We start from the raw sequence: 22,793 nt of genomic DNA on the forward strand, positions 1-22,793 counted from the left end.
GCGCGCTGGACCTGTCGTCACTATACGCGGCCCGCGCGGCCGCGCGGGCGGGTCAGCGGCCGGTCTTCACGCCGTCCAGGTCCAGGTTCAGGGCCAGGACGTTGACGCCCGGTTCGCCCAGCAGCCCCAGCCAGGGCTTGCGGGTGTGGGCGGCGATGCGCTGTTCGACGTCGGCCAGCGGCAGGCCGCGTTCGCCCGCCACGCGGGCGGCCTGGTAGCGGGCCGCGGCCACGCTGATGTCCGGGTCCAGGCCGCTGCCCGACGCCGCGACCAGGTCCACGGGGATGGGCGCGGTATTGCCAGGATCGGCGGCGTGCAGGGCGGCGACACGCGCCTGCGCGGCGTCGGCCAGCGCCGGATTGCGCGGCCCCAGGTTGGAGCCGCCCGACGCGGCCGCGTTGTACGGCATCGGCGCGGTGGCCGACGGCCGGCCCCAGAAGTAGCGCGGCGACGAGAAGGGCTGGCCGATCAGTTCCGAGCCCACCGCCTTGCCTTCCTTGGACGCCAGGATGGAGCCATGCGCCTGGTAGGGAAAGAGGGCCTGGGCCGCGCCGGTGGTGGCGTAGGGATAGACGATGCCGGTGATGACGCTCAGCGCCAGGAACACGGCGAGCGCCGGGCGCAGCAGGCCGCCCTGGACCGGCGCGCCGCCCTGCGCCGCCGGGCCGGCGCCGTCGTCGTTGCGCTTGTCGTCGTGCCCGGCGTTGCGCCTGTCGTCGTGCTTGAGATCGATGGTCTTCATGATGATGTCCTCGTTCGATGAAATGCCGCTGCTCGATGGCACGGGCATCACGTCCACCCCAGCGCGACCAGCGCCATGTCCACCGCCTTGATGCCGGCGAAGGGCAGCAGCAGGCCACCTAGTCCGTAGACCAGCAGGTTGCGCCGCAGGAGGATGGCCGCGCCCAGCGGGCGATAGCGCACGCCCTTGAGCGCCAGGGGGATCAGCGCCACGATGATCAAGGCGTTGAAAATCACCGCCGACATGATGGCCGAGGCGGGCGTGGCCAGCCCCATGACGTTGAGCACGCCCAGTTGCGGATAGACGCTGGCGAAGGCCGCGGGGATGATGGCGAAGTACTTCGCCACGTCGTTGGCCACGCTGAAGGTGGTCAGGGCGCCGCGCGTCATCAGCATCTGCTTGCCGATCTCGACGATTTCGATCAGCTTGGTGGGATTGGAATCCAGGTCCACCATGTTGCCGGCTTCCTTGGCGGCCTGCGTGCCCGAATTCATCGCCACCGCCACGTCGGCCTGGGCCAGCGCCGGCGCGTCGTTGGTGCCGTCGCCGGTCATCGCCACCAGCCGGCCTTCGGCCTGGTAGGCGCGGATCAGCCTGAGCTTGGCTTCCGGCGTGGCCTCGGCCAGGTAGTCGTCGACGCCCGCCTCGGCGGCGATGGTGGCCGCGGTCAGCTTGTTGTCGCCGGTGATCATCACCGTCTTGATGCCCATGCGGCGCAATTCGCCGAAGCGTTCCTTGATGGCCGGCTTGACGATGTCCTTCAGTTCGATCACGCCCAGCACGCGGTCGCCGTCGGCCACCGCCAGCGGCGTGCTGCCGCGCCGCGCCACGTCGTCGGCGGCGCGCGTCACGGCGCCGTCCATGGCCGCGCCCTGTTCGGCCAGCCAGCGGCGCACGGCGTCCACCGCGCCCTTGCGGATCCGGCGGCCATCGATGTCGACGCCGCTCATGCGGGTCTGCGCGGTGAAGGGCACGGTCTCCATGCGCTCCAGCGCCGGCGCCGGCGAATGCAGCGTCTTGTCGGCCAGCGCCACGATGCTGCGGCCTTCGGGCGTCTCGTCGGCCAGGGAGGCCACGCGGGCGGCCTCGGCCAGTTCGCGGGGCGACACGCCCGGCGCCGGCATGAAGGCCGAGGCCTGGCGGTTGCCGAAGGTGATGGTCCCGGTCTTGTCCAGCAGCAGCACGTCGACGTCGCCGGCGGCCTCCACCGCGCGCCCGGACATCGCCATTACGTTGGCCTGCATCATGCGGCTCATGCCGGCCACGCCGATGGCCGACAGCAGGCCGCCGATGGTGGTCGGGATCAGGCACACCAGCAGGGCCACCAGCGCCGTCACGCTGACCACGGTGCCGGCCTTGCCCACCATCACCGCGTATTGCGAGAACGGCAGCAGGGTGACGGTGACCAGCAGGAAGACCACCGTCAGGCCCACCAGCAGGATGGTCAGCGCAAGCTCGTTGGGCGTCTTCTGGCGCTTGGCGCCTTCGACCATGGAGATCATGCGGTCGAGGAAGCTTTCGCCGGGGTTCGCGGCGATCCGCACGAACAGCCAGTCCGACAGCACGCGCGTGCCGCCGGTCACGGAGGAGAAATCGCCGCCCGCTTCGCGGATGACCGGCGCGGATTCGCCGGTGATGGCGCTTTCGTCCACCGACGCCACGCCGGCCAGCACCAGGCCGTCGCCGGGAACGGTGTCGCCGGCCTCGACCAGCACCACGTCGTCCTTGCGCAGGTCGCCGGAGGCGCGCGCAATGGCGCGGGTGCGCCATTGCGCGGGATCGGCGCGGGCAATGTCCGCCGGCTTGAAGTCGCGCAGCAGGTTGGCCGTCAGCGTGGTGCGCAGCCCGCGCAGCGTGGCCGCCTGCTGCTTGCCGCGGCCCTCGGCCAGGGCCTCGGCGAAGTTGGCGAACAGCACGGTGAACCACAGCCACAGCGCCACGCCCAGGATGAAGCCGGCCGGCGCCTCGGCCTGGCCGCGCAGCGCCATCGCCCACAGCAGCGTGGTGAGGATGCTGCCGACGTAGACCACGAACATGACGGGGTTCTTGATCTGCGTGGCCGGGGCCAGCTTGCGCAGGCTGTCGACGATCGCCGGCGCCAGCAGCGTACTGGAGAAGAAGTTGAAGTGCCGCCGGGGCGGCAAACCGCCGTCCTGAGCCGGCGCGATGCCGGCGGCGGTGTCGTTTCGGGTAAGGGCCATGATGGTTTTCAGCCTTTCAAATGTTCCGCGACCGGTCCCAGGGCCAGCGCCGGCACGTAGGTCAGGGCGCCGACCAGGAGCACCGCGCCGATCAGCAGCACGACGAACAACGGGCCATGCGTGGGCATGGTGCCGGCGCCCGCCGGGACGCGCCGCTTGGCGGCCAGCGAGCCGGCCATGGCGAGGATGGGCACGATGACGGCGAAACGGCCGAACCACATCGCCAGGCCCAGCAGCACGTTGTAGAAGGGCGTGTTGGCGGACAGGCCCGCGAAGGCGCTGCCGTTGTTGTTGGCCGCCGACGTCACGGCGTAGAGAATTTCCGAGAAGCCGTGCGCGCCCGGGTTGGCGACGCCGGCCTGTCCCGCGGCCACGCTGACGCCCACCGCGGTCCCGGCCAGCACCAGCAAGGGCGTGGCCAGGATGACGATGGAGGTCATCTTCATCTCGTAGGCCTCGATCTTCTTGCCCAGGTATTCCGGCGTGCGGCCTATCATCAGTCCCGCGATGAACACCGCCAATATCGCGAAGCCCAGCATGCTGTAGAGACCGGAGCCGACGCCGCCGAACACCACTTCGCTCAACTGCATCAGCAGCATGGGCACGAAGCCGCCCATGGCCGACAGCGAGTCGTGCATGGCGTTGACCGCGCCGCAGGAGGCCGCCGTGGTCACGGCGACGAACAGCGACGTGGCGTTCAGGCCGAAACGGATCTCCTTGCCTTCCATATTGCCGCCCGGGCTGATCGCCGTGGTGGCGGCATCGACGCCCTGCCGCGCCAGCATGGGGTTGGGCAGGCCTTCGTAATGCCGCGCGATCAGCGCGAAGACGATGAACAGCACCGTCATCGCCGCCAGCACCGCCAGGCCCTGGCGCCGGTCGCCGACCATGTCGCCGAAGACGAAGCACAGGGCCGCGGGGAGGATGAAGATGACCAGCATCTGCACGAAGTTGGACAGCGGGGTCGGGTTCTCATACGGATGCGCGGAATTCGCGTTGAAGAACCCGCCGCCGTTCACGCCCAGCATCTTGATGGCTTCCTGCGACGCCACCGGCCCCATGGCCAGCGTCTGCGTGGCGGCGGTGGCGGGCTCCGTGACCGGTTGTCCCGCCTGGTCCAGCACGGGCTGCCCGACGGCGTCGAGCCTGGGCTGCGCGTACTGCACGGATTCGACCAGCGGCACCTGCTTGTAGGCGTCGAAGTTCTGGATCGCGCCCTGGCCGACGAAGAACAGCGCGATGAGGAAAGACAGCGGCAGCAGCACGTACAGCGTGCCGCGCGTGATGTCGACCCAGAAGTTGCCGACCGTGCGCGCGTCATGGCGCGCGAAACCGCGGATCAGCGCGAACACCACGCCGATGCCGGTGGCGGCGGAGACGAAGTTCTGCACCGTCAGCACCAGCATCTGCGTGAGGTAGCTCATCGTCGTTTCGCCGCTGTAGCCTTGCCAGTTGGTGTTGGTGACGAAGCTGATGGCGGTGTTCAGCGCCGAATCGGGCGACACCGGGCCGAAGCCGGCCGGGTTCAGCGGCAGCACGCCCTGGACGCGCTGCAGGAGGTAGGTGGCCAGCGTGCCGAGCACGCTGAACGCCAGGACGGCGGCGGCATAGCGCTTCCAGTCCATTTCCGCGTCGGCGCGGATGCCGCCGGCGCGATAGATCAGGCGCTCCAGCGGCCGGCCCCAGGCGGTCAGGCGCGATTGCCCGTCCTCCATGGCGAGACGGATATAGCGCCCGACCCAGGGCGCGAGCAACAGGAGCACGACGAGAAAGCACGCCAGCAAGCCCACGAAACGCATGTCCATCAGAATTTCTCCGGCTTGAAGAGGGCGACCAGCAGATAGATGAAAAGCAGCAGGGCCAAGGCGCCGCTGACCAGGTAGAGCCAGCTCATGGGCGGTCACCTTTCAGCAGCAGGTCGCAGAATTCATACAGCCCCGCCGTCAAGGCGGCGCAGACGGCCAGGATGGCCAGGTAGACAGCGTCCATATCGTTTCTCCCAGGGCGGATCGCCCGCCGGCGCCGGTGTCGTGGAGGTCCGGCGTGACGGTAAGCAGAGTAGGGAGGCGGCGATAAAAACGGGGTAAAGCTTGGCGGCGCGGGCGTAAAGAAGATATAAATGCGCGTCGGTCCGGGGCCCCTGACGCACGGAAACGGGCGTCCCCGGTCATTTGCATGAATCCGGTCGTCATCCCTTTTTGCACCATTTTGAGTACAAATACCCGCCTGACAGCGAGCTGAGCGGGGGAAAATCGGGGTTTTTCTTGAAAAGCACCACGATGGTGCGTAATTTAAGTAAATGAATGCCCCTTCCTAGGGCATACCCCTAGTGTCACATTCACGTAGTTGGTGCAGAATTCGGTCCATGCAGGTGAGGAGACAAATGCCCTGCATGGGCTGAACCGGGCGGCACCGGTATATATAAAAAAAGCTGTACCTTAATAAAAGCAAAACGCGCAACGGCTGGCACCAGGCAGTGCCAGCCGTTGTCGCATTCAGAGGCTGAAATAATGCAGGAGATGCCGAACCACTCCCGCCGCGCGCCCGCTTCCCCTCACGATGCGCCCCCTCTCGCGCCCGCAGGCGCACCTGGAACCGCGCCCGAAACCGCCCCCGATGGCCGGCCGCTCAGGCGCGAGACGTCCGGGACGTCCGGACTGCCCGCGTGGCGCCGCAATCTCCGCTGGACCCTGCTGCTGCTGTCCCTGTGGGCGGCCTTGACCTTCCTGCCCGCCTGGTTCGCGCGCGACCTGCCCTATACCGTGCTGGGCTGGCCGCTTTCCTTCTGGATGGCCGCCTACGGCGCGCCGCTGGCCTATCTTTTCATCGTCGTCGTCTACGCCCGCGTGATGAACCGGGGCGACGACGCCTGGGACGAATAATGCTGTTCGGCGGCGAAACCCAGCGCGAACTGGACGTGCAGCTACGCCGCATCTACGTGCTGTACGCCGCCGGCTTCGCGGTGCTGATCCTGGTGCTGGCCCTGTGCGAAGTCCTGGGCATGGCGCGCAACTGGATCGGCTACGTCTTCCTGCTGGTCACCGTCAGCCTCTACGCGGGCATAGGCATCGTCTGCCGCACCTCGGACTCGGTCGAATACTACGTGGCCGGCCGCCGCGTCCCCGCCTTGTACAACGGCATGGCCACGGCGGCCGACTGGATGTCGGTGGCGTCCTTCATCGGGGTGGCGGGCACGCTGTACCTGACCGGCTACGGCGGCCTGGCCTACGTCATGGGCTGGACCGGCGGCTACGTGCTGGTGGGCCTGCTGCTCGCGCCCTACCTGCGCAAGTTCGGCCAGTACACCTTGCCGGACTTCCTCGGCGCCCGCTATGGCGGCAACCTGCCGCGGCTGGCCGGCGTGGCCTGCGCCTTCCTCTGTTCCTTCACCTACCTGGTGGCGCAGATCTACGGCGTGGGCATCATCACCACGCGCATGACCGGCATTTCCTTCGAACTGGGCATCTTCGTGGCCCTGGGGGGCATGCTCGTGTGCTCGTTCCTGGGCGGCATGCGGGCGGTCACGTGGACCCAGGTCGGGCAGTTCATCATCCTCATCATCGGCTACCTGGTGCCCGTGATCTGGCTGTCGCTCAAGGTCGCGGGCGGCCCGGTGCCGCAATGGTCGGCCGGCCCGGTCATGCAGCAGGTCATCCATACCGAGGAACGCCTGCGCGACGATCCCGCGGAAGCGGCGGTGCGCCGTCTCTGGCAGGCGCGCGCCGAGCAGATGGACGCGCGGCTGCGCACGCTGCCGCAGTCCTGGGTGACCGAGAAGGTGATCCTGCGCGACCGCCTCGCGGCCCTGATGGCGGCCGACGCGCCGTCGGTGGAGATCCGCTCGGTGGAGCGCGAGCTGGCCGCCTATCCCGCCGATCCGGAGGAGGCGCGGCTGGCCTGGTTCCAGGCGCGCAACGACTACCTGGCGCGGGCCCGGCCGCCCGTGCCCTCGGCCCAGCCCTATCCGGGCGCCACGCCGGCCGAGCGCGGCAACCTGCGCAACAACTTCCTGGCGCTGGTGCTGTGCCTGATGATGGGAACGGCGGGCCTGCCGCATGTCCTGATGCGCTCCTACACCACGCCCTCGGTGGGCGCGGCGCGCCGCTCCGTGGCCTGGTCGCTGTTGTTCATCCTGCTGCTGTACCTGACGGCGCCGGCGCTGGCGGTCCTGATCAAGCAGGTGATCTATAGCACCCTGGTGGGGTCGCACTACACGGACCTGCCGGACTGGGTGCACGCCTGGAGCGCGGTCAGCCCGGGGCTGCTGGACGTCACCGACGTCAACGGCGACGGCATCGTGCAACTGGACGAGATCAGCATGGGCGCGGACATGATGGTGCTGGCGGCGCCCGAGATCGGCGGCCTGCCCTATGTCGTGTCCGGGCTGGTGGCGGCGGGCGGGCTGGCGGCCGCGCTGTCCACGGCCGACGGCCTGCTGCTGACGCTGTCCAATTCGCTGTCGCACGACATGTGGTACCGCGTGGTGTCGCCGCGCATGGCGGCCAACCGGCGCGTGCTGGTGTCCAAGATCCTCTTGCTGGGCGTGGCCTTCGCGGCGGCCTGGGTGGCGGCGCGCAAGCCGGCCGACATCCTGTTCATGGTGTCGGCCGCCTTTTCCTTCGCCGCGTCTTCCTTCTTCCCCGTCCTGGTGATGGGCATCTTCTGGAAGCGGGCGAACAAGTGGGGCGCCACGCTGGGCATGGCGACCGGGGTGGCGGTGACCTTCATCTACATGGCCCACGCCCATCCGTGGCTGCGCGAACTGGTGTTCGGCATCGACCGCACCCAGCCGGTGACCCTGTGGTGGGGCATACAGCCCATCGCCGCCGGCGTCTTCGGCGCGCCCGCGGCCTTCCTGGCGATCGTGCTGTTCTCGCTGCTGACGCCCCCGCCCGATCCCGCGACGCGCGCCCTGGTGGACTACATCCGCGACCCGTCGTCGGCGACCGCGGAGGCCGCGGCGGCTGCCGGCGCCGATGGCGCTTGATCGCGCCGGGCCGTCGCGGCGATGCCCTCAGCGCTTGCCGCCTTCCACCTGTTTCAGCAGCACCAGCAGCGCGCCCGCGCCGCCATGCCGTTCCTCGCTTTCGGAAAACGCCATGACTTCGGGCTTCTGCACCAGCCAGGTCCGCACCTTGTCCTTGAGCACCGGCTCCATGTCCAGCGACCCGTGGCCCTTGCCGTGCACGATGCGCACGCAGCGGATGCCGTATTCCAGGCACTCGTCCAGGAAGGAAAACAGGGCATGGCGGGCCTGTTCGACCCGCAGGCCGTGCAGGTCCAGTTCCGCGCCGGTGCGCCAGTTGCCGCGGCGCAGGTTGCGCGCGGTGTCCGGCGCGGCGTCGTGGCGGACGAAGGCGGTGCCGTTCTCCGACAGGAAAGGAGTGACGTCGGCGCCGTCCGACACGCCGGCGTCGGGGCGCCCGCCTTGCTCGCCCAGCGCGTTGGCGCGGCGCATGGCCTGGCTCAGCGTCGGCTCCTTCGGCGCGGCGGCGGCCGGGGCATGACTGGCCCGCGCCGGCGCCTCGATCTTGCGCACGTTGCGCATCGCGCGTTCGAACAACCGGGAATCGTCGGGCAGGCCGGCGCCGGCCAGGTCGTCGTCCCTGGCCGCGGCCTTGGCGGCCGTCGCGGCGGGGGAGGGCCGCAGGGCCGCCGCGCGCGATGTCTCGCGCAGGCTGTCCCGCAGGTTCTTCAGGTCGGCGATGTCCGCCAGGCTGCCCTTGGCGCGCTTGCCGCCGGCGCCGTCGGGGTCCGGACGCGCGCCCGGCTTATTGCTGCCCCGCATTTTCCAGCCACCGTTGTGCGTCCAGGGCGGCCATGCAGCCGGTGGCGGCGCTGGTGATGGCCTGGCGGTAAACGTGGTCCTGCACGTCGCCGGCGGCGAAGACGCCCGGCACGGAGGTCATGGTCGCCATGCCGGACAGGCCGCTGCGCGTGACGATGTAGCCGTCCTTCATGTCCACCTGGCCCTGGAAAATGTCCGTGTTCGGATGATGGCCGATGGCGATGAAGGCGCCTTTCACGGCGATGTCCTCGGTGGCGCCGTCCTTGGTGCTGCGGATGCGCACGCCGGTCACGCCGCTGTCGTCGCCCAGCACTTCCTGCAGCTCGGAGAACAGCTTCAGCTCCATATTGCCGTTCTGGACCTTTTCCATCATGCGGTCGACCAGGATGGGCTCGGCGCGGAATTTGTCGCGGCGGTGGATGACGGTGACCTTGCGCGCGATGTGCGACAGATACAACGCTTCCTCCACGGCGGTATTGCCGCCGCCGACCACCACCACGTCCTGGTTGCGGTAGAAGAAACCGTCGCAGGTGGCGCAGCCGGACACGCCCTTGCCCATGAAGGCTTCCTCGGAGGGCAGGCCGAGGTATTTGGCGGAGGCGCCGGTGGCGATGATGAGGGCGTCGCAGGTGTAGACGTTGCCGCCGTCGCCGTTCAGCTTGAACGGCCGTTGCGTCAGATCCACGCTGGCGATGTGGTCGAAGATGATTTCAGTGTTAAAACGTTCCGCGTGCTGCTGGAAACGCTGCATCAGGTCGGGGCCCTGGACGCCGTCGACGTCGGCCGGCCAATTGTCGACCTCCGTCGTGGTCATGAGCTGGCCGCCTTGGGCCAGGCCGGTCACCAATACCGGTTTCAGGTTGGCGCGGGCGGCGTACACGGCGGCGGTATAGCCGGCGGGACCGGAACCGAGGATCAGCAATTGGGCATGTTTGGAAGTCGTCATCGGGCACACTGAGCAAAGTGGATGCCCAATTATAATGAGGCCTATGCCGCGTATTTCAACCGCTTCTCCGCGCGCCTCGCGCAATACCCGTAACGGGCCTTCCCCCCTGCAAACGCGCTTGTCCGCGCTGTTGCGGGAAGCCCGCTGGATCCTGTTCGCCGCCATGGCGGCCTGGCTCACCCTGGTGCTCGCGACCTGGAATTCGGCCGATCCGGGCTGGTCGCACTCGGTGCCGGCCGGCGTCGTCCACAACAAGGGCGGCACGCTGGGCGCCTATCTGTCCGACATCCTGCTCTACCTGTTCGGCTATTCCGCCTGGTGGTGGGTGGTCCTGCTGCTGCATCGCGTGCGCGCCGGCTACCGCCGCCTGGCCAGCCACCTGCGGGTGACCGGCAACGGCGACGCCGAACTGCCGCGCGTGCACTGGGAGCAGGGCCTGGGTTTCGTCTTGTTACTTGTTGGCTCCATGGGCCTGGAAGCCCTGCGCCTTTACACGCACGGCGCGCACCTGCCGGGCGGTTCGGACGGCGGCAACGGCTCCGGCGGCGTGATCGGCCATTCCCTGGCCGGCCTGCTGGCCAATGCCATCGGTTTCACCGGCGGCACCCTGGTCTTCCTGGTGCTGGCGGCCGCCGGCCTCAGCCTGTTCTTCGCCTTCTCCTGGCTGACCGTGGCCGAGCGCCTGGGCGGCGCGATGGAGCGCCTGATCCGCCGCACGCGCGATTCGGTGGCGGCGCGCGAGGACCGCAAGCTGGGCGAAGTGGCCTATGCCGAGCGCAGCGAGCAGGTCGTCGCCAAGCAGGAAAAACTGGTGCACGAGCAGCCGGTGCGCATCGAACCGGCGATCACGGTGGTGCCCAAGTCCGACCGCGTGCAGCGCGAGAAGCAGCAATCGCTGTTCACCGCCGCCGACGTCGGCGAGGAAGGCGACCTGCCGGCCATCGGGCTGCTGGATCCGCCCGCGACCAACCAGGAAACCGTGTCGGCCGAGACCATCGAGTTCACCTCGCGCCTGATCGAGAAGAAACTGGCCGACTTCGGCGTCAGCGTCACGGTGGTGGCGGCGCAGGCGGGCCCGGTCATTACGCGCTACGAAATCGAGCCCGCCACGGGGGTCAAGGGCAGCCAGGTGGTCAACCTGGCCAAGGACCTGGCGCGCGCCCTCAGCCTGGTCAGCATCCGCGTGGTCGAGACCATTCCCGGCAAGAACCTGATGGGGCTGGAGCTGCCCAACCCGCGCCGCCAGACCGTGCGCCTGTCGGAAATCCTGGGCTCGCAGACCTATCACAGCAATTCCTCGGTCGTCACCATGGCGCTGGGCAAGGACATCGCCGGCAATCCCGTGGTGGCCGACCTGGCCAAGATGCCCCACCTGCTGGTGGCCGGGACCACCGGCTCCGGCAAATCGGTGGGGATCAACGCCATGATCCTGTCGCTGCTGTACAAGGCCGACGCCTCGCACACGCGCCTGATCCTGATCGATCCCAAGATGCTCGAAATGAGCGTCTACGAAGGCATTCCCCACCTGCTGGCGCCGGTGGTGACCGACATGCGCCATGCCGCCAACGCGCTGAACTGGTGCGTCGGCGAAATGGAAAAGCGCTACCGCCTGATGAGCAAGATGGGCGTGCGCAACCTGGCGGGCTACAACAGCAAGATCCGCGACGCCATCAAGCGCGAGGAGCCCATCCCCAACCCGTTCTCGCTGACGCCCGACCAGCCCGAGCCGCTGCAGCCGCTACCCACCATCGTGGTGGTCATCGACGAGCTGGCGGACCTGATGATGGTGGTGGGCAAGAAGATCGAAGAGCTCATCGCCCGCCTGGCGCAGAAGGCGCGCGCGGCCGGCATCCATCTGATCCTGGCGACGCAGCGGCCCAGCGTGGACGTGATCACCGGCCTGATCAAGGCCAACATCCCGACCCGCATCGCCTTCCAGGTGTCGTCCAAGATCGACTCGCGGACCATCCTGGACCAGATGGGCGCGGAAACCCTGCTGGGGCAGGGCGACATGCTGTACATGCCGCCGGGCACCGGCCTGCCGGTGCGCGTGCACGGCGCCTTCGTTTCCGATGACGAAGTGCATCGCGTGGTCGAGCACCTGAAGGCGCAGGGCGAGCCGAATTACGTGGACGGCCTGCTGGAAGGCGGCGTCGAGGGCGAGACCGGCGACGGCGGCAGCAGCGTCACCGGCTTCAACGACGCCGAGACCGATCCGATGTACGACCAGGCCTGCGAAGTGGTGCTCAAGCACCGCCGCGCCTCGATTTCGCTGGTGCAGCGCCACCTGCGCATCGGCTACAACCGCGCCGCGCGCCTGTTGGAGCAAATGGAGCACGCGGGCATGGTGTCGCCCATGCAATCCAACGGCAACCGGGAAATCCTGGTGCCGGCATCCGCCAGCGAGGAAGCCTGATGATCCCTTTTATGCAAGTCCGCGCCCGGCGCGGCATGGCGGCATTGGCCCTGGCCTTGGCGCCGGTGCTGGCGCCCGGCGCCGCCTGGGCGGCCAGCGCGCAGGAACAGTTGAAGTCCTTCGTCGCCACGGTGACGTCGGCCAGCGGCAACTTCAGCCAGGTCACCACGGGCGCCGCCGGCGCCCCGGCGGCGCGTCCCAAGCCGCCGCAGACCGGCACCTTTTCCTTCCAGCGCCCCGGCCGTTTCCGCTGGGCGGTGCAGAAGCCGTATGAACAACTGATCGTGTCCGACGGCAAGCAGGTCTACCAGTACGACCCCGACCTGGCCCAGGTCACGGTGCGCAAGGTCGACAAGGCCATCGGCACCTCGCCGGCGGCCATCCTGTTCGGCGAAGGCTCGCTGGAGCAGTCCTTCGACGTCAGCCCGCTGCCGGCCAAGGACGGCCTGGAGTGGCTGCGCGCCAAGCCGCGCAGCAGCGACGCCGGTTTCTCGCGGGTGGACATCGGCTTCAAGGACAACCTGCCCGCGCGCATCGAACTGCTCGACGCCTTCGGGCAGACCACGCGGGTCGACCTTTCCGGCATCACGCCGAATCCGCATCTGAGCGACAAGGACTTCCAGTTCGCCACGCCCAAGGGCGTGGATACGGTCCAGATGTAAGCCGGACGGCGCTGCAGAGCTGACGGAGGGGGTGCACCCCCCTTCCTCGCGCCGCATCTGGTGTAATGGCACGATGAACGATCTTTTCAAGGCCAAGCCTATTCCCCCCCTGGCCGAGGCGTTGCGGCCCAAGACGCTGGACGAGGTGGTCGGCCAGTCGCACCTGCTGGGGCCGGGCAAGCCGCTGCGGCTCTCCTTCGAATCCGGCCGTCCGCACTCGATGATCCTGTGGGGGCCGCCCGGCGTGGGCAAGACCACGCTGGCGCGCCTGACCGCGTCCGCTTTCGACTGCGAATTCATCGCCTTGTCCGCCGTGTTCTCGGGTGTGAAGGACATCCGCGCCGCCATGGACCAGGCCGAGCGCAACCTGAGCCAGCACAAGCGCACCATCCTGTTCGTCGACGAAATCCACCGCTTCAACAAATCGCAGCAGGACGCGTTGCTGCCTTATGCCGAATCGGGCCTGGTGACGCTGATCGGCGCGACCACGGAGAACCCCTCGTTCGAGGTCAACTCGGCGCTGCTGTCGCGCTCCCAGGTCTACGTGCTGAAGTCGCTGACCGAGGACGAATTGAAGCTCCTGGTCGAGAAGGCGCGCGCGCAGGTCCTGTCGCACCTGAACTTCGACGACAAGGCGATCGAGACCCTGGTCGGCTTCGCCGATGGCGACGCGCGCCGCCTGCTCAATCTGCTGGAGCAGACCAGCGCCGCCGCGCAGGCGGCCAACGTGACGGACATCGACGCCGCCTTCATCGAGAACGCGCTGACGCTGAACGCGCGCCGCTTCGACAAGGGGGGCGACAACTTCTACGACCAGATATCGGCCCTGCACAAGTCCGTGCGCGGCTCCAACCCGGACGCCGCGCTGTATTGGCTGAGCCGCATGCTGGACGGCGGCGTCGATCCCAAATACCTGTCGCGGCGCATCGTGCGCATGGCGTGGGAAGACATCGGCCTGGCCGACCCGCGCGCCATGCAGATCGCTAACGACGCGGCGCTCACCTTCGAGCGCCTGGGCAGTCCGGAAGGCGAGCTGGCGCTGGGCCAGGCGGTCATCTACCTGGCGGTGGCGGCCAAGAGCAATGCCGGCTACATGGCGTACAACCAGGCGCGCGCCTTCGTCAAGCAGGACCGCAGCCGCGAAGTGCCGGTCCACCTGCGCAACGCGCCCACCAAGCTCATGAAGGAACTGGGATACGGACACGCCTACCGTTACGCCCACGACGAGCCCAACGCCTATGCGGCCGGCGAGACCTACCTCCCCGACGGCATGCGCGAACCAGGCTGGTACCAGCCCGTGCCACGCGGCCTGGAGATCAAGATCGGCGAGAAACTGGCCTTGCTGCGAAAGTGGGACGAGGACGCGGGCAAGGAATAGGACGGCAGGGCCGCGCGCTTTCCGCGGCCCTGGCCGGGCCGGCCGCCTTGTTTCCCCAACTCATCAGTTCCCGAACACCTGGTTGAGAATTTCGAACCACTTGTCGATCTGCGGCTTTTTCTTGAACCGGATCTGCCAACTGGGATTTTCAATATCCTTGACCGACAGGAACAATCCGGTGCCGTCATCCTGCTGCCGCATTTCCTGCGCCAAGGTGGCGATGTGCTTCCGTCCGCCGATCCCCGGCTCGAAGGTGGCCCATTTGTACGACCTGACGTCCTCCAAGGGGTAGGCCCTGACGTTTGCCAGATTGCATAGGACGATCTTCCCGTTGTTCGTAATGGCGATGCCGGTCAGGTCGGCGAAATCGGCAAACTTCGCGCCGCCACATGAAGCGATCGTGTTTTCGAACCCTTGCTTGTAGCGCCCGCTCGCGACGCGTTTCAAGAGCAGGACGATGGCGAGCGGCAACATGAGCGCGAGGCCGATGGCGAGACCGGCGGCGCCGGCCGAGGCCATGACGACCAGGAGAATCAGTCCGATGAAAAAGGGAAAGAGGGAGAAGAAGAACAGCACCCTGAAGAGAGAACGCATGGTCGAATCCTTGTTTGTTCGGGAGCCGGCAACGGCAAGGCATGCCGCGACGGCCCTGGAGAGAATTACCGCGTGACGCCGTCATTGCCATGCGCGTCTACATCGACACCGCCCATCCGTCCGACCCCTTGATAAAGCGGAACTTGCTGGTGCGTTTCATCTGGCCTAGCGCGGTTTTCATGTCCACCTCCACGTCGCACAGATAAGCGCCGCCGCCTGCGTCGGCGCAGCCGAGCTTCCTTGTCGATTTCAGTTCCGTGCGCATATCGGGGGGCAATTTGCCCGCGATGCTGCTTGCAGCGGCATTGGCCGATTCGACATATCTTTCAAATGCGGCCGTGACATCGCTATCCGAAGGTTCCCCTGAGCAGCCGGCAAGCAACGCAGCCGAGAGCGCGGCGAGCATGGCGTGCGTCATGCGCCCGATTTTCTTGCCGCCGGGCCGTCCCAAGACGGAAAGCCCCCATTGGGGGGCGGCAAGCGGCGCCAGCCGTGTGGCGTGGGGGCATTTCTCGCGGTTGGACGGGAACGGAATCCGGGTGCGCATATCCATCTCTCTCTTTGATTTGTTCGGCGAGGCGGCCACGGAAATCGCCGCTCTCCCTTTGTTATAGAGAGCAGGGGGAAAAGGTTTCATTTTTTTATCTGCCTGAGGCCACGCCGGCGCAGTGCGTGTGGACACGGCTCCGGATACGCGCGGCTGCGCCATCCATGGGAGGGAATACAGAAGTCCGACCGCCGCGCGTTCAAATTTTCTTGAAACCTATGTTTGCCTCGCGACTAGGTAGGAGTACCAGGACGAAAAACGGCCTGACGTCCAGATGGACATCTCATACCGGAACGAGGAAAAAACATGCGTGGCACGATCTTGCGTAGTACCGGCCAGGGCGAAGGCTTCATCGCGGCGGAAGGCCGTCAGTCGCCATGAGCACGACATATACGAAGCGGCTCGCCGCATTCCGGCAGGAACTGCTTGCCTTCCTGGTCGCCCACGGCTATGGTTCGCCTTCCTGCAGCGGGGGGCTCGTGCAGTTCAAGGCCGACGGGCTGACCTTTTGCGTCCTGCTGGACGATGGCGATCCCGAATACGTCCGCATCAGCCTGCCCAATTTCCATTACTGCGATACGATGATCCAGACCCGGCTCGCCGAATTGGTCGCCGCCGATTGCCAGCGCCGTTACAAGCTGGGCGAGTACACCGTCGTCGGCCAATGGGTGTCCGCGCAGGTTCCCCTGTTGATCGACACGCCGGGATTCCTTACCCAGGAACGCCTGTTTCGCTTGACCCAGTCCTTGCGCACCATGGCGCAGGATTTCGTCGAACGCATGAAGGCGCCCGCGGCCGAGCGGGGGTCCCGGCAATGAGGGACCCACAGGAACAGCAACGGCACCGGATCGACAATGTCGCCGCCTTGTTGGAAACCATGCGGCGCGACGAGAAATACGCGCAGTCGCTGCACTATCTGGCTGAAACCCGGATTACCGCGCAACTGCGGCGCAAGTTCTTCAGGGTGCCGCCGGAGTTGGTCGTGGATGCGTTCAACGAGGCTTTCCTCCAATTATTGGGAAGCAAGACGTTCCATGACGATGCCTTCCGGCATAACCAGCCCAGCGCGGGCTGGACGGCGGCGGAACTGGTCACGCATGTGTTCGGCGGCTATCTTTACGTCAGCGCGAGGAACGAACTGACGCGGCTTGCCGGCCTTCTTCGCCAGGGCGACGGCGGCACGTCCGATGAAGAGCCGTTTGCCCTGGAAGAAATCGCGGATGAGACGCTGGCCGGCGATCCCGTGGGCTCGCTCGAGCAAAGCGAATTCCTGAAAAGCGTCCAGGCGTGCATGGAAAAACTCGACGGCCCCGACTATGACGCCCTGCAGATGTATCTGGACCAGGTCCCTATCGCCACTATCGCCGACCAATTGAATGAGACGAGCCCAGGCAATATGAAGACTCGACTGCATCGCATCAGAAAGCGGGTGATCGAATGCGTCCAGCGGAGGCTGCGTTGACCATGTCCGACGAACGTTTGCTAGCCTACCTGTCCGGCGAAATGACGCCGGCGCAACGAGGCGACTTCGAACGGGAGATGGCGCGCGATCCCGCGCTGCGGGCCGCCATGGAGCAGTGGCTGGCGCTGGCGGCCGCGCGTCAATTGGCGCATAACGATCGGGATCGTCCCGCGCGCTTCGAGGCGATCATGCGCCAGGTGCGCGAGCCGGCGCAAACGCAGGCGACGGATGCGGGAACAACGGCAACCGAAGCAGGGGCAACCGGATCACGCGCAAGCGGAACACAGGCAACCGGGACCCAGGCAACCGGGACCCAGGCAACCCGCGGCTGGCTGCGGCGCTTGCTGCTGGGCAGCGGATCGCCTGGACTGGGCTTGCCGCTAGGGTGGGCTACGGCCGCGGTGCTGGCGGCCGTCATGGTCCTCCCGATGTTGTCCCCGTCCGGCGACAGGCCTGGCGACCGACCGCTGACGCGCGGCGCGGAGGCGGCATGCCCGCGCTTGCGCGTCAACTTGCCGGATGACCTGGCCGCCGCGCGCTTGCGCGAAACCCTCACGCAGTATGCGGTGACGGTGGTGTCCGGCCCGGACGCGGACGGCTATTTCGTTTTCGCCGCCAAGCGCGAAAGCTCGTTGCATGACGCCGCGGTCGCGCTGGGCGCTTCGGCGTCGGCGCCGCTGGCCGCGGGCGCTTGTCCGGCGGCCGGGCAATGAGCGCTCGCCGGAATCTGTTGCGCGCCGCCGGGGCGGCGACGCTCGCCGCGTTCCTGCGGCCTCGGCGCGCCATCGCGCAGGCCGTGCGTCCGACGGCGCTGGTGATCGGCAATGCCCGTTATGGCGTTGCCGCCAATGCGCTGCGCAATCCCGCCGGCGACGCCCGCCTCGTTGCCGAGACCTTGCGCCGGCGCGGCATCGATACGACCTTGCTGACCGACCTGACCGTCGAGCAAATGCGCGAGAGCGTGCAGGATTTCGCCCGGCGCAGCCAGGGGGGCGGCATCGCCTTGTTCTATTTCGCGGGCCACGCGGCGGCGGTGGACGGCATCAACTACCTGTTCGGCGTCGATTTACCCGTTCCCCTGGACGCCCTCACGGCCTCGCTGGCGCAACAGCGCGGGTTGAGCCTGCAGAACGTCACGCTGGCGCTGCGCCGCGCCGGCGTGCGCGCGCGACTGCTCGTTATCGACGCTTGCCGCACTGCGTTGACGCGCGGTCCGGCCGCCGGCGGCCTGGCGCGCGCCGTGCCGGCGGGTGGCGAACTGGTGGCATATTCGACCCAGCCGGGCGCGACCGCGGAGGACGGATTCGGCGACGGCGGCCCGCCGCACAGCCCTTATGCGTATTACTTCGCACAGGCGCTGGACGCGGCCGACGGCGGGGCGGCGGTGGAGAATATCTTCAAGCAGTTGACCGCCGACGTGCAGGTGGCGACGTCCTACCGCCAGGTGCCCCATTACGAAAGCAGCCTGGTCGGCACCGTGCGCCTGGCGGCCCTCGAAGACGCCCACACCGTCGCGACGCCGCGGGCGGGCGGCGCGGCCTCCGGTTCGGCGGGGCGGGGCGCCGCCCCCTCGCTGGGGCCGGACCTGATCCGGCGGCGCATGACGGAATGGGAGCGCGAGATCGAATTCGGCGCGCGCTATGTCGACGAGCCCCGCTACGCGGCCTTGCAGGCCAGGGCCAAGGCGGGCGACGTGGTGGCGCTGACCACGCTGGGATTGATCGCGGAGTCCGGCACGCACGGCCAGGCCAATGAAAAGCAGGCGGTCGCCTGGTACCGGCGCGCCGTGCAGCGGGATTTCGTGCCGGCCAAGACCTATCTTGGCGAATTGGTCGCCATGGGGCGCGGCGCGCCCAGGAACTACGGCCAGGCCGAGCGCTTGTTCCAGGAGGCCGCCGGCGCCGGCCATCAACGGGCCGCCCTCGACCTGTTCGACGTGCGCGCCCGCATGGGGCAGGCCCCGGATCCTTCGGACCTGGCGTCGGTGTTCCAGCAGATCATCCGCGACCAGGGCGCGGCCTTGCCGCGCCCGTAAGGCTCGACGCCATGGGCTATATATACCCGTCCGGCCTACTCGTCCTTCATCTTCACCGGGTTGGCCTGATCGGCCTTCAGGCCGGCCGTATTGACCTTGCCGACCGGCGCCTCGATCGCGTCCAGGTCGGCGCCGCCGCCACCGCCGCCCGAGGCCACGGCCGGCGCGGCGACGGCATCCAGGTCGGCGGCGGCCGGGGCGGCCACCGCATCGAGATTGGAGGCGCTGTCGGCGGGTTTGGACGCCGGCTTGCGCGCCGTCCTGACAGGGGCCTTCTTCTTCGCCACGGCGGGCTTGGCCATCGCCAGGGTGCGGGTGTACAGATTGCCGTCCTGGTAGACCAGGATGTAGGGGTCTCCCACGCGCGGTCGGACCGTCTGGCGCGCGGTCCATTGGCCGTTGACCACATTGAAGGCCAGCGGCGCCTCGCAACTGCGATAGCTGTTCTGCCATTTGCGCGACTGGCCGCCCATGACCTGGTAGATGCTGTACACGTGGGCGCAATCGGCCTGCGGCACGTCCAGGGTGATGAGCGTGGCGCCCGCCACGTCGGCCACGTTGGCCACCGTGGGCGCGGCGTTCTTGGGCAGGCCCAGATCCATCACCTTGCGCTGCTGGTACAGCTTGATGTCATAGCTGCCGTCCACGTAGCGGCGCCGCGCCGCGCGCTCGCCGTTGACCGTGAAGGTCTGCTGGTCCTGGGCCAGCACTTCACCGAAGTCCAGGGTCATGTTGCCGTTGCCATTGCTGACGCAGCCCGCCAGGAGCGCGGTCAATCCCGCGGCCGCCGCGGCGATCAGCCGGCGCGCGGCCATGCCGATCGCGCCTCGTTGTTCTGGTACTGCTCCGGTCGTCTGCATGGCTAACCCTTAATAGCGGCGGCATGCCCGCGCACAAATATGCACGAGTGATGCGAATTACATCAAAATGTATAATTGGTGCCGAAGTTTACAAGGTTTAGCGGGGTTGGAGAGGAAATGAAAAAAGTCTGCATGGTCGCCGCCCTGGCGGCCTGCTTTGGCGCACCGGCGGTCCATGCCGAGGCTTATCGCCTGGCCTATTCCAAAGCTGAGAACATCGAGATATTCATCGACCATGCGGGCGCCGCATGGTGCAGCCCGCACCTGGCGCTGCGCGCGGTCTATGGCGGCGCGCCCGACCCGGCCGCGCTGGCCCGCCTGTTGCCCAAGGTGGGCGTGCTGCTGGGCAAGCAATGTCCCCAGGCCGTCGACCTGCGCTGGACGGCGACCGACAAGTCGGGCCGGCTGACCGGGCAGGGCGGTAGCGCCCAAGCTGCCGGTTGGACGCTGCAGGCCGACGCCGCGCCGGCTACGCAGGCGGCGCCCGTGGCCGCCGGCGCCGCGCCGGCGGCAGCCCAGTCCCCCGCCGCGGCTACCGTGCCGCCCTCTCCCGTTGCCGCCGCGCCCGCGGCTCCGGCCCTTGCGCCGGCAACCGCCGCTCAAACCGCCGCCCCGGCTACGCCCGTCGCTCCCGCGACCGCCGCTCCCCAGTCCGTCGCCGCCGCCCCGCCGCCCGCGGCGCCGGCTGCCCCGCAACCCGCGGCGGCCACCGCGCCCCAGGCCGCCGCGTCCGTTGTCCCGCAGTCCTCGGCTCCCGCGTTGGCGGCCCCATCCCCCGCCGCCGTGCCGGCCCCCGTGGCCGCCCGCATCGCCGGCTGGAATCCGCCGGCGCCCGATCAGGTGCTGGCCGGCACCAGGCTGCTCAAGGTCATGCAGGACCAGAATGGCTGCAAGGTCGTTTCCACCTTCAACTTCGGCGACATCCCGCAGAATTACGTGACGCTGAAGTCCGAAGGCCTGGCTTGCGACGCCCAGGGCTATCTCACCGGCAAGGGCAAGCTGCGCCTGGAGCGCTCTGACGGCGCCCGCCTGGGACAGACCGGCGACATCTGGCTGGTGGGCGGTTTTCCCTTCATCAACAACGTCAACGCCTCCCGATTGGCGCATGTCGCCGATAACGGCACGCTCTGGTTCGACCTGGGCGGCGACGGCACGCGTTTCCAATACCTGGCGCGCGGTTCGCGCAGGACTTACGGCAATGGCCTGGATGCGTGGGCGGTGGACCGCATCGACGTGCTGACCACCCAGTCCGATGCCTTCCGCAACGCTGCCGATATCAAGGTGGCCGTGGACCAGGCCTTGCGCGTGGCCGGCACGGTCTTGCCGCAGGGCGGCCAAGTGCGCCTCGTGTTCGCGGACAACTTTGACCGCGGCATCGTCGCCGACAACGGCGACAGCCTGGTCTACATGATCGACGCCAACCGCTCGGTGAGCTGGCGCGGCGACGTGGTCGGCGAATGGCGCTACAACCTGCAGTACGCACAGAACTTCCTGTTCCGCCGCGATGAGCTGGCCGCGCGCAAGAAGCGTGACGAACTGCGCCAGCAGGCCTATCGCGAAAGGGACAACCTGCGCCAGTACGACAACCTGGTGGAGCAGGCCAGGCAGAATGCCGGCGGCATGCTTGCGAATATGCAGCAGAGCCCGCGCTACACGCCCGTGATCGGATCGGAGTACGCCGGGATGATGGAAGGCAGGGCCCGGCCTGTCCGCCTGGTCGTGCATGTCGACGGCGACAAGGACCAGGATGCCGTGCTGGACTGGCCGTACGACATGCGCCTGGTCGGCCAGAAGAATCTGAAGAAGGGTTGGTATCTGGTCTCCGGCCAGACCCGTCTGGACACCGGGCGCAAGGACGACGACGGCCTGCCGCTGACCCTGTTGACCCTGGACAAGAATGCGCCATTTGCCTGCCAGAAGGATGGCTGCGCCGACCTCAACGATCCGCTGGTCGGCGCCCGCATGATGCTGGGCCTGCCCGACTGGACGCCCGAAAAGGCCCGCGAAATCATTCAACAGGCCGAGCAGCCCTGATACCCGACGGACAGAGATAGATGATGAAGCAGAAAAAAGCCCTGGTTGCGGGTGGTGTGGCGGTCGCGCTGGGCGTGATCTGGTTCGGCCTGGGCGCCTACGCGTCCAGCAAGGCCGAGGATCGCCTGGTGGCCTATCTGGACAAGAACGGCCAGCGCGGCAACGTCCAGTGGAAAAGCGTCTCGGCCTCGATCTTCGGTTCGGCCACGATCAAGGAGGTGACCATCGGTCCGCCGGGCAAGCCCATGGCCATGATCGAACGGGTGCGGGTTTCCGACCTGCGCGACGATCGCGACCGCCAGAGCGGCGACGTGGTGCTGGAGAACGCCACGCTGCCCGACGGCAAGAGTCCGCTGGCGCAGTTCGACGTTTTCCTGCAGGCCGGCAAGGCCGACCTGCCGGCGGCGACCTTGAACGTCCGCTGGGATTACCGGCGTGACGACGACAAGGCCGATGTCAGTATCGGATTGCAGCAGCCGCAAGCCTTCAATGTCGATCTGTCCCTGAGCCTCGAACGCCTGGGGCCGGCCACCGCCCTGGTGTCCGATCCCTCGGCGATGGGCGGCATGCTGGTGGGCATCGCTCTTGGCGGCCTGGGCCGGCCGGACCGGGGTTTCGCTGCGCTGGGAGACGTGCGCATCAAGAGCCTCGGCATCAAGTTGAAGGACGACGGCTACGTCCAGCGCAGCATCGCGCTCTACAAGCGCTATGACGTCCCGCTCGTGCCGGGCGAGGGCAGCGCCGGCAAGCAGCGCGACAAGCAGTTCTCCGATTCGGTGAAGGGGTTGCGCACGCTGTGCGAAAAGAAAAAACTGCTGGCCGGCGCCGAGGACAATGACGATGCCTGCAAGGCGCTGGCCAATTTTCTTGGCGGCGACGACAAGACGCTGAAGATCGAGACCAATGCCCGTTCGCCGGTGGCGCTCGCGGAGTTGTGGTCGGTCGACTGGCGCAATTACCAGAAACCGTTGGCCTTGTTCGCGCCGTCGTTGAGCAACTGACGCCGGGCGCGGCAGGCCGGGCGGGCTGGATAGCCGCTGTGGTTCCCGGCCGCGCACCGCCGGGCGAGTAGGGTATCCTCGCCGGGACAGTAAAATCAGCCGGATGGCGGTTTTCGGGCTGTCCCCG

Annotated in this window: 20 protein-coding genes; 11 read left to right on the plus strand and 9 right to left on the minus strand. The window is 67.7% G+C overall.

Annotated elements, in window-relative coordinates; genetic code table 11:
• Positions 1–52 precede the first annotated feature (52 nt).
• Genes kdpC through kdpF form a run of 4 tightly spaced genes read right to left on the minus strand, consistent with a single transcriptional unit; the run spans position 53 to position 4,837 of the window.
• The gene (gene kdpC / locus CAL29_RS06370) at positions 53–742 is read right to left on the minus strand and encodes a potassium-transporting ATPase subunit KdpC (protein ID WP_094852751.1); all 690 of its coding nucleotides are present in this window, start codon (positions 740–742) and stop codon (positions 53–55) included.
• Positions 743–789: 47 nt separating this feature from the next.
• A complete protein-coding gene (gene kdpB, locus CAL29_RS06375) occupies positions 790–2,943 on the minus strand; it encodes a potassium-transporting ATPase subunit KdpB (protein WP_094852083.1) in 2,154 nt (717 codons plus the stop codon).
• An 8-nt stretch (positions 2,944–2,951) separates the two neighbouring features.
• On the minus strand, positions 2,952–4,748 hold the full coding sequence (kdpA, locus tag CAL29_RS06380; protein ID WP_094852084.1) for a potassium-transporting ATPase subunit KdpA: 1,797 nt from the start codon (positions 4,746–4,748) through the stop codon (positions 2,952–2,954).
• Positions 4,748–4,837 (minus strand): K(+)-transporting ATPase subunit F, encoded by a 90-nt coding sequence (gene kdpF / locus CAL29_RS06385; RefSeq protein WP_094852085.1) that lies wholly within the window; start codon positions 4,835–4,837, stop codon positions 4,748–4,750. Before kdpF ends, kdpA begins: the two co-directional genes overlap by 1 nt.
• Before the next feature lie 763 nt (positions 4,838–5,600).
• Here kdpF and CAL29_RS31965 point away from each other — a divergent pair.
• Together CAL29_RS31965 and CAL29_RS06395 are read left to right on the plus strand one after the other, a co-directional pair.
• The gene (locus tag CAL29_RS31965) at positions 5,601–5,825 is read left to right on the plus strand and encodes a DUF4212 domain-containing protein (RefSeq protein ID WP_256977299.1); all 225 of its coding nucleotides are present in this window, start codon (positions 5,601–5,603) and stop codon (positions 5,823–5,825) included.
• Positions 5,825–7,930, plus strand: a complete 2,106-nt coding sequence (locus CAL29_RS06395; protein WP_094852086.1) for a sodium:solute symporter family protein — start codon at positions 5,825–5,827, stop codon at positions 7,928–7,930. The genes CAL29_RS31965 and CAL29_RS06395 overlap by 1 nt, the downstream gene beginning before the upstream one ends.
• Before the next feature lie 27 nt (positions 7,931–7,957).
• Here the strand turns inward: CAL29_RS06395 and CAL29_RS06400 are convergent, their stop codons facing one another.
• Complete coding sequence (locus CAL29_RS06400; RefSeq protein WP_094852087.1) at positions 7,958–8,731, minus strand: Smr/MutS family protein; 774 nt, start codon at positions 8,729–8,731, stop codon at positions 7,958–7,960.
• Entirely contained in the window at positions 8,715–9,677 is a 963-nt protein-coding gene (gene trxB, locus CAL29_RS06405) for a thioredoxin-disulfide reductase (RefSeq protein ID WP_094852088.1), read from the minus strand. The genes CAL29_RS06400 and trxB overlap by 17 nt, the downstream gene beginning before the upstream one ends.
• 43 nt (positions 9,678–9,720) lie before the next feature.
• On the opposite strand from trxB, the gene CAL29_RS06410 reads away from it, so the two are divergent.
• From CAL29_RS06410 to CAL29_RS06420, 3 genes are all read left to right on the plus strand, one after another.
• The gene (locus CAL29_RS06410; RefSeq protein WP_094852089.1) at positions 9,721–12,093 is read left to right on the plus strand and encodes a DNA translocase FtsK; all 2,373 of its coding nucleotides are present in this window, start codon (positions 9,721–9,723) and stop codon (positions 12,091–12,093) included.
• Entirely contained in the window at positions 12,093–12,755 is a 663-nt protein-coding gene (gene lolA, locus CAL29_RS06415) for an outer membrane lipoprotein chaperone LolA (protein ID WP_256977225.1), read from the plus strand. Before CAL29_RS06410 ends, lolA begins: the two co-directional genes overlap by 1 nt.
• A 73-nt stretch (positions 12,756–12,828) precedes the next feature.
• The gene (locus CAL29_RS06420; protein ID WP_094852090.1) at positions 12,829–14,133 is read left to right on the plus strand and encodes a replication-associated recombination protein A; all 1,305 of its coding nucleotides are present in this window, start codon (positions 12,829–12,831) and stop codon (positions 14,131–14,133) included.
• Between the two features lie 63 nt (positions 14,134–14,196).
• On the opposite strand, the gene CAL29_RS06425 is transcribed toward CAL29_RS06420, so the two are convergent.
• Together CAL29_RS06425 and CAL29_RS31245 are read right to left on the minus strand one after the other, a co-directional pair.
• On the minus strand, positions 14,197–14,727 hold the full coding sequence (locus CAL29_RS06425) for a DUF4755 domain-containing protein (RefSeq protein WP_094852091.1): 531 nt from the start codon (positions 14,725–14,727) through the stop codon (positions 14,197–14,199).
• Between the two features lie 97 nt (positions 14,728–14,824).
• On the minus strand, positions 14,825–15,364 hold the full coding sequence (locus CAL29_RS31245) for a hypothetical protein (protein WP_143277621.1): 540 nt from the start codon (positions 15,362–15,364) through the stop codon (positions 14,825–14,827).
• 287 nt (positions 15,365–15,651) lie between these two features.
• Between CAL29_RS31245 and CAL29_RS06440 the strand changes: the two genes are divergently transcribed.
• From CAL29_RS06440 to CAL29_RS06455, 4 genes are read left to right on the plus strand one after another with little or no spacing between them, the layout of a single operon-like run.
• The gene (locus CAL29_RS06440) at positions 15,652–16,092 is read left to right on the plus strand and encodes a hypothetical protein (RefSeq protein WP_094852094.1); all 441 of its coding nucleotides are present in this window, start codon (positions 15,652–15,654) and stop codon (positions 16,090–16,092) included.
• Positions 16,089–16,736, plus strand: a complete 648-nt coding sequence (locus CAL29_RS06445) for an RNA polymerase sigma factor (protein ID WP_143277622.1) — start codon at positions 16,089–16,091, stop codon at positions 16,734–16,736. Before CAL29_RS06440 ends, CAL29_RS06445 begins: the two co-directional genes overlap by 4 nt.
• 2 nt (positions 16,737–16,738) lie before the next feature.
• Positions 16,739–17,449 (plus strand): hypothetical protein, encoded by a 711-nt coding sequence (locus CAL29_RS06450; RefSeq protein WP_094852096.1) that lies wholly within the window; start codon positions 16,739–16,741, stop codon positions 17,447–17,449.
• Positions 17,446–18,771 carry a caspase family protein gene (locus tag CAL29_RS06455; protein WP_094852097.1) on the plus strand — a complete coding sequence of 442 codons (1,326 nt, stop codon included), beginning with the start codon at positions 17,446–17,448 and terminating at the stop codon, positions 18,769–18,771. Before CAL29_RS06450 ends, CAL29_RS06455 begins: the two co-directional genes overlap by 4 nt.
• Positions 18,772–18,806: 35 nt before the next feature.
• On the opposite strand, the gene CAL29_RS06460 is transcribed toward CAL29_RS06455, so the two are convergent.
• Entirely contained in the window at positions 18,807–19,631 is an 825-nt protein-coding gene (locus CAL29_RS06460; RefSeq protein WP_143277623.1) for a hypothetical protein, read from the minus strand.
• 117 nt (positions 19,632–19,748) lie between these two features.
• Between CAL29_RS06460 and CAL29_RS06465 the strand changes: the two genes are divergently transcribed.
• Both CAL29_RS06465 and CAL29_RS06470 read left to right on the plus strand, forming a co-directional pair.
• A complete protein-coding gene (locus CAL29_RS06465) occupies positions 19,749–21,665 on the plus strand; it encodes a hypothetical protein (RefSeq protein WP_094852099.1) in 1,917 nt (638 codons plus the stop codon).
• Positions 21,666–21,685: 20 nt separating this feature from the next.
• On the plus strand, positions 21,686–22,666 hold the full coding sequence (locus CAL29_RS06470) for a DUF945 domain-containing protein (protein WP_143277624.1): 981 nt from the start codon (positions 21,686–21,688) through the stop codon (positions 22,664–22,666).
• Positions 22,667–22,793: the final 127 nt, after the last annotated feature.

It is taken from the genome of Bordetella genomosp. 10, from assembly GCF_002261225.1.
Lineage (GTDB): Bacteria > Pseudomonadota > Gammaproteobacteria > Burkholderiales > Burkholderiaceae_B > Bordetella_C.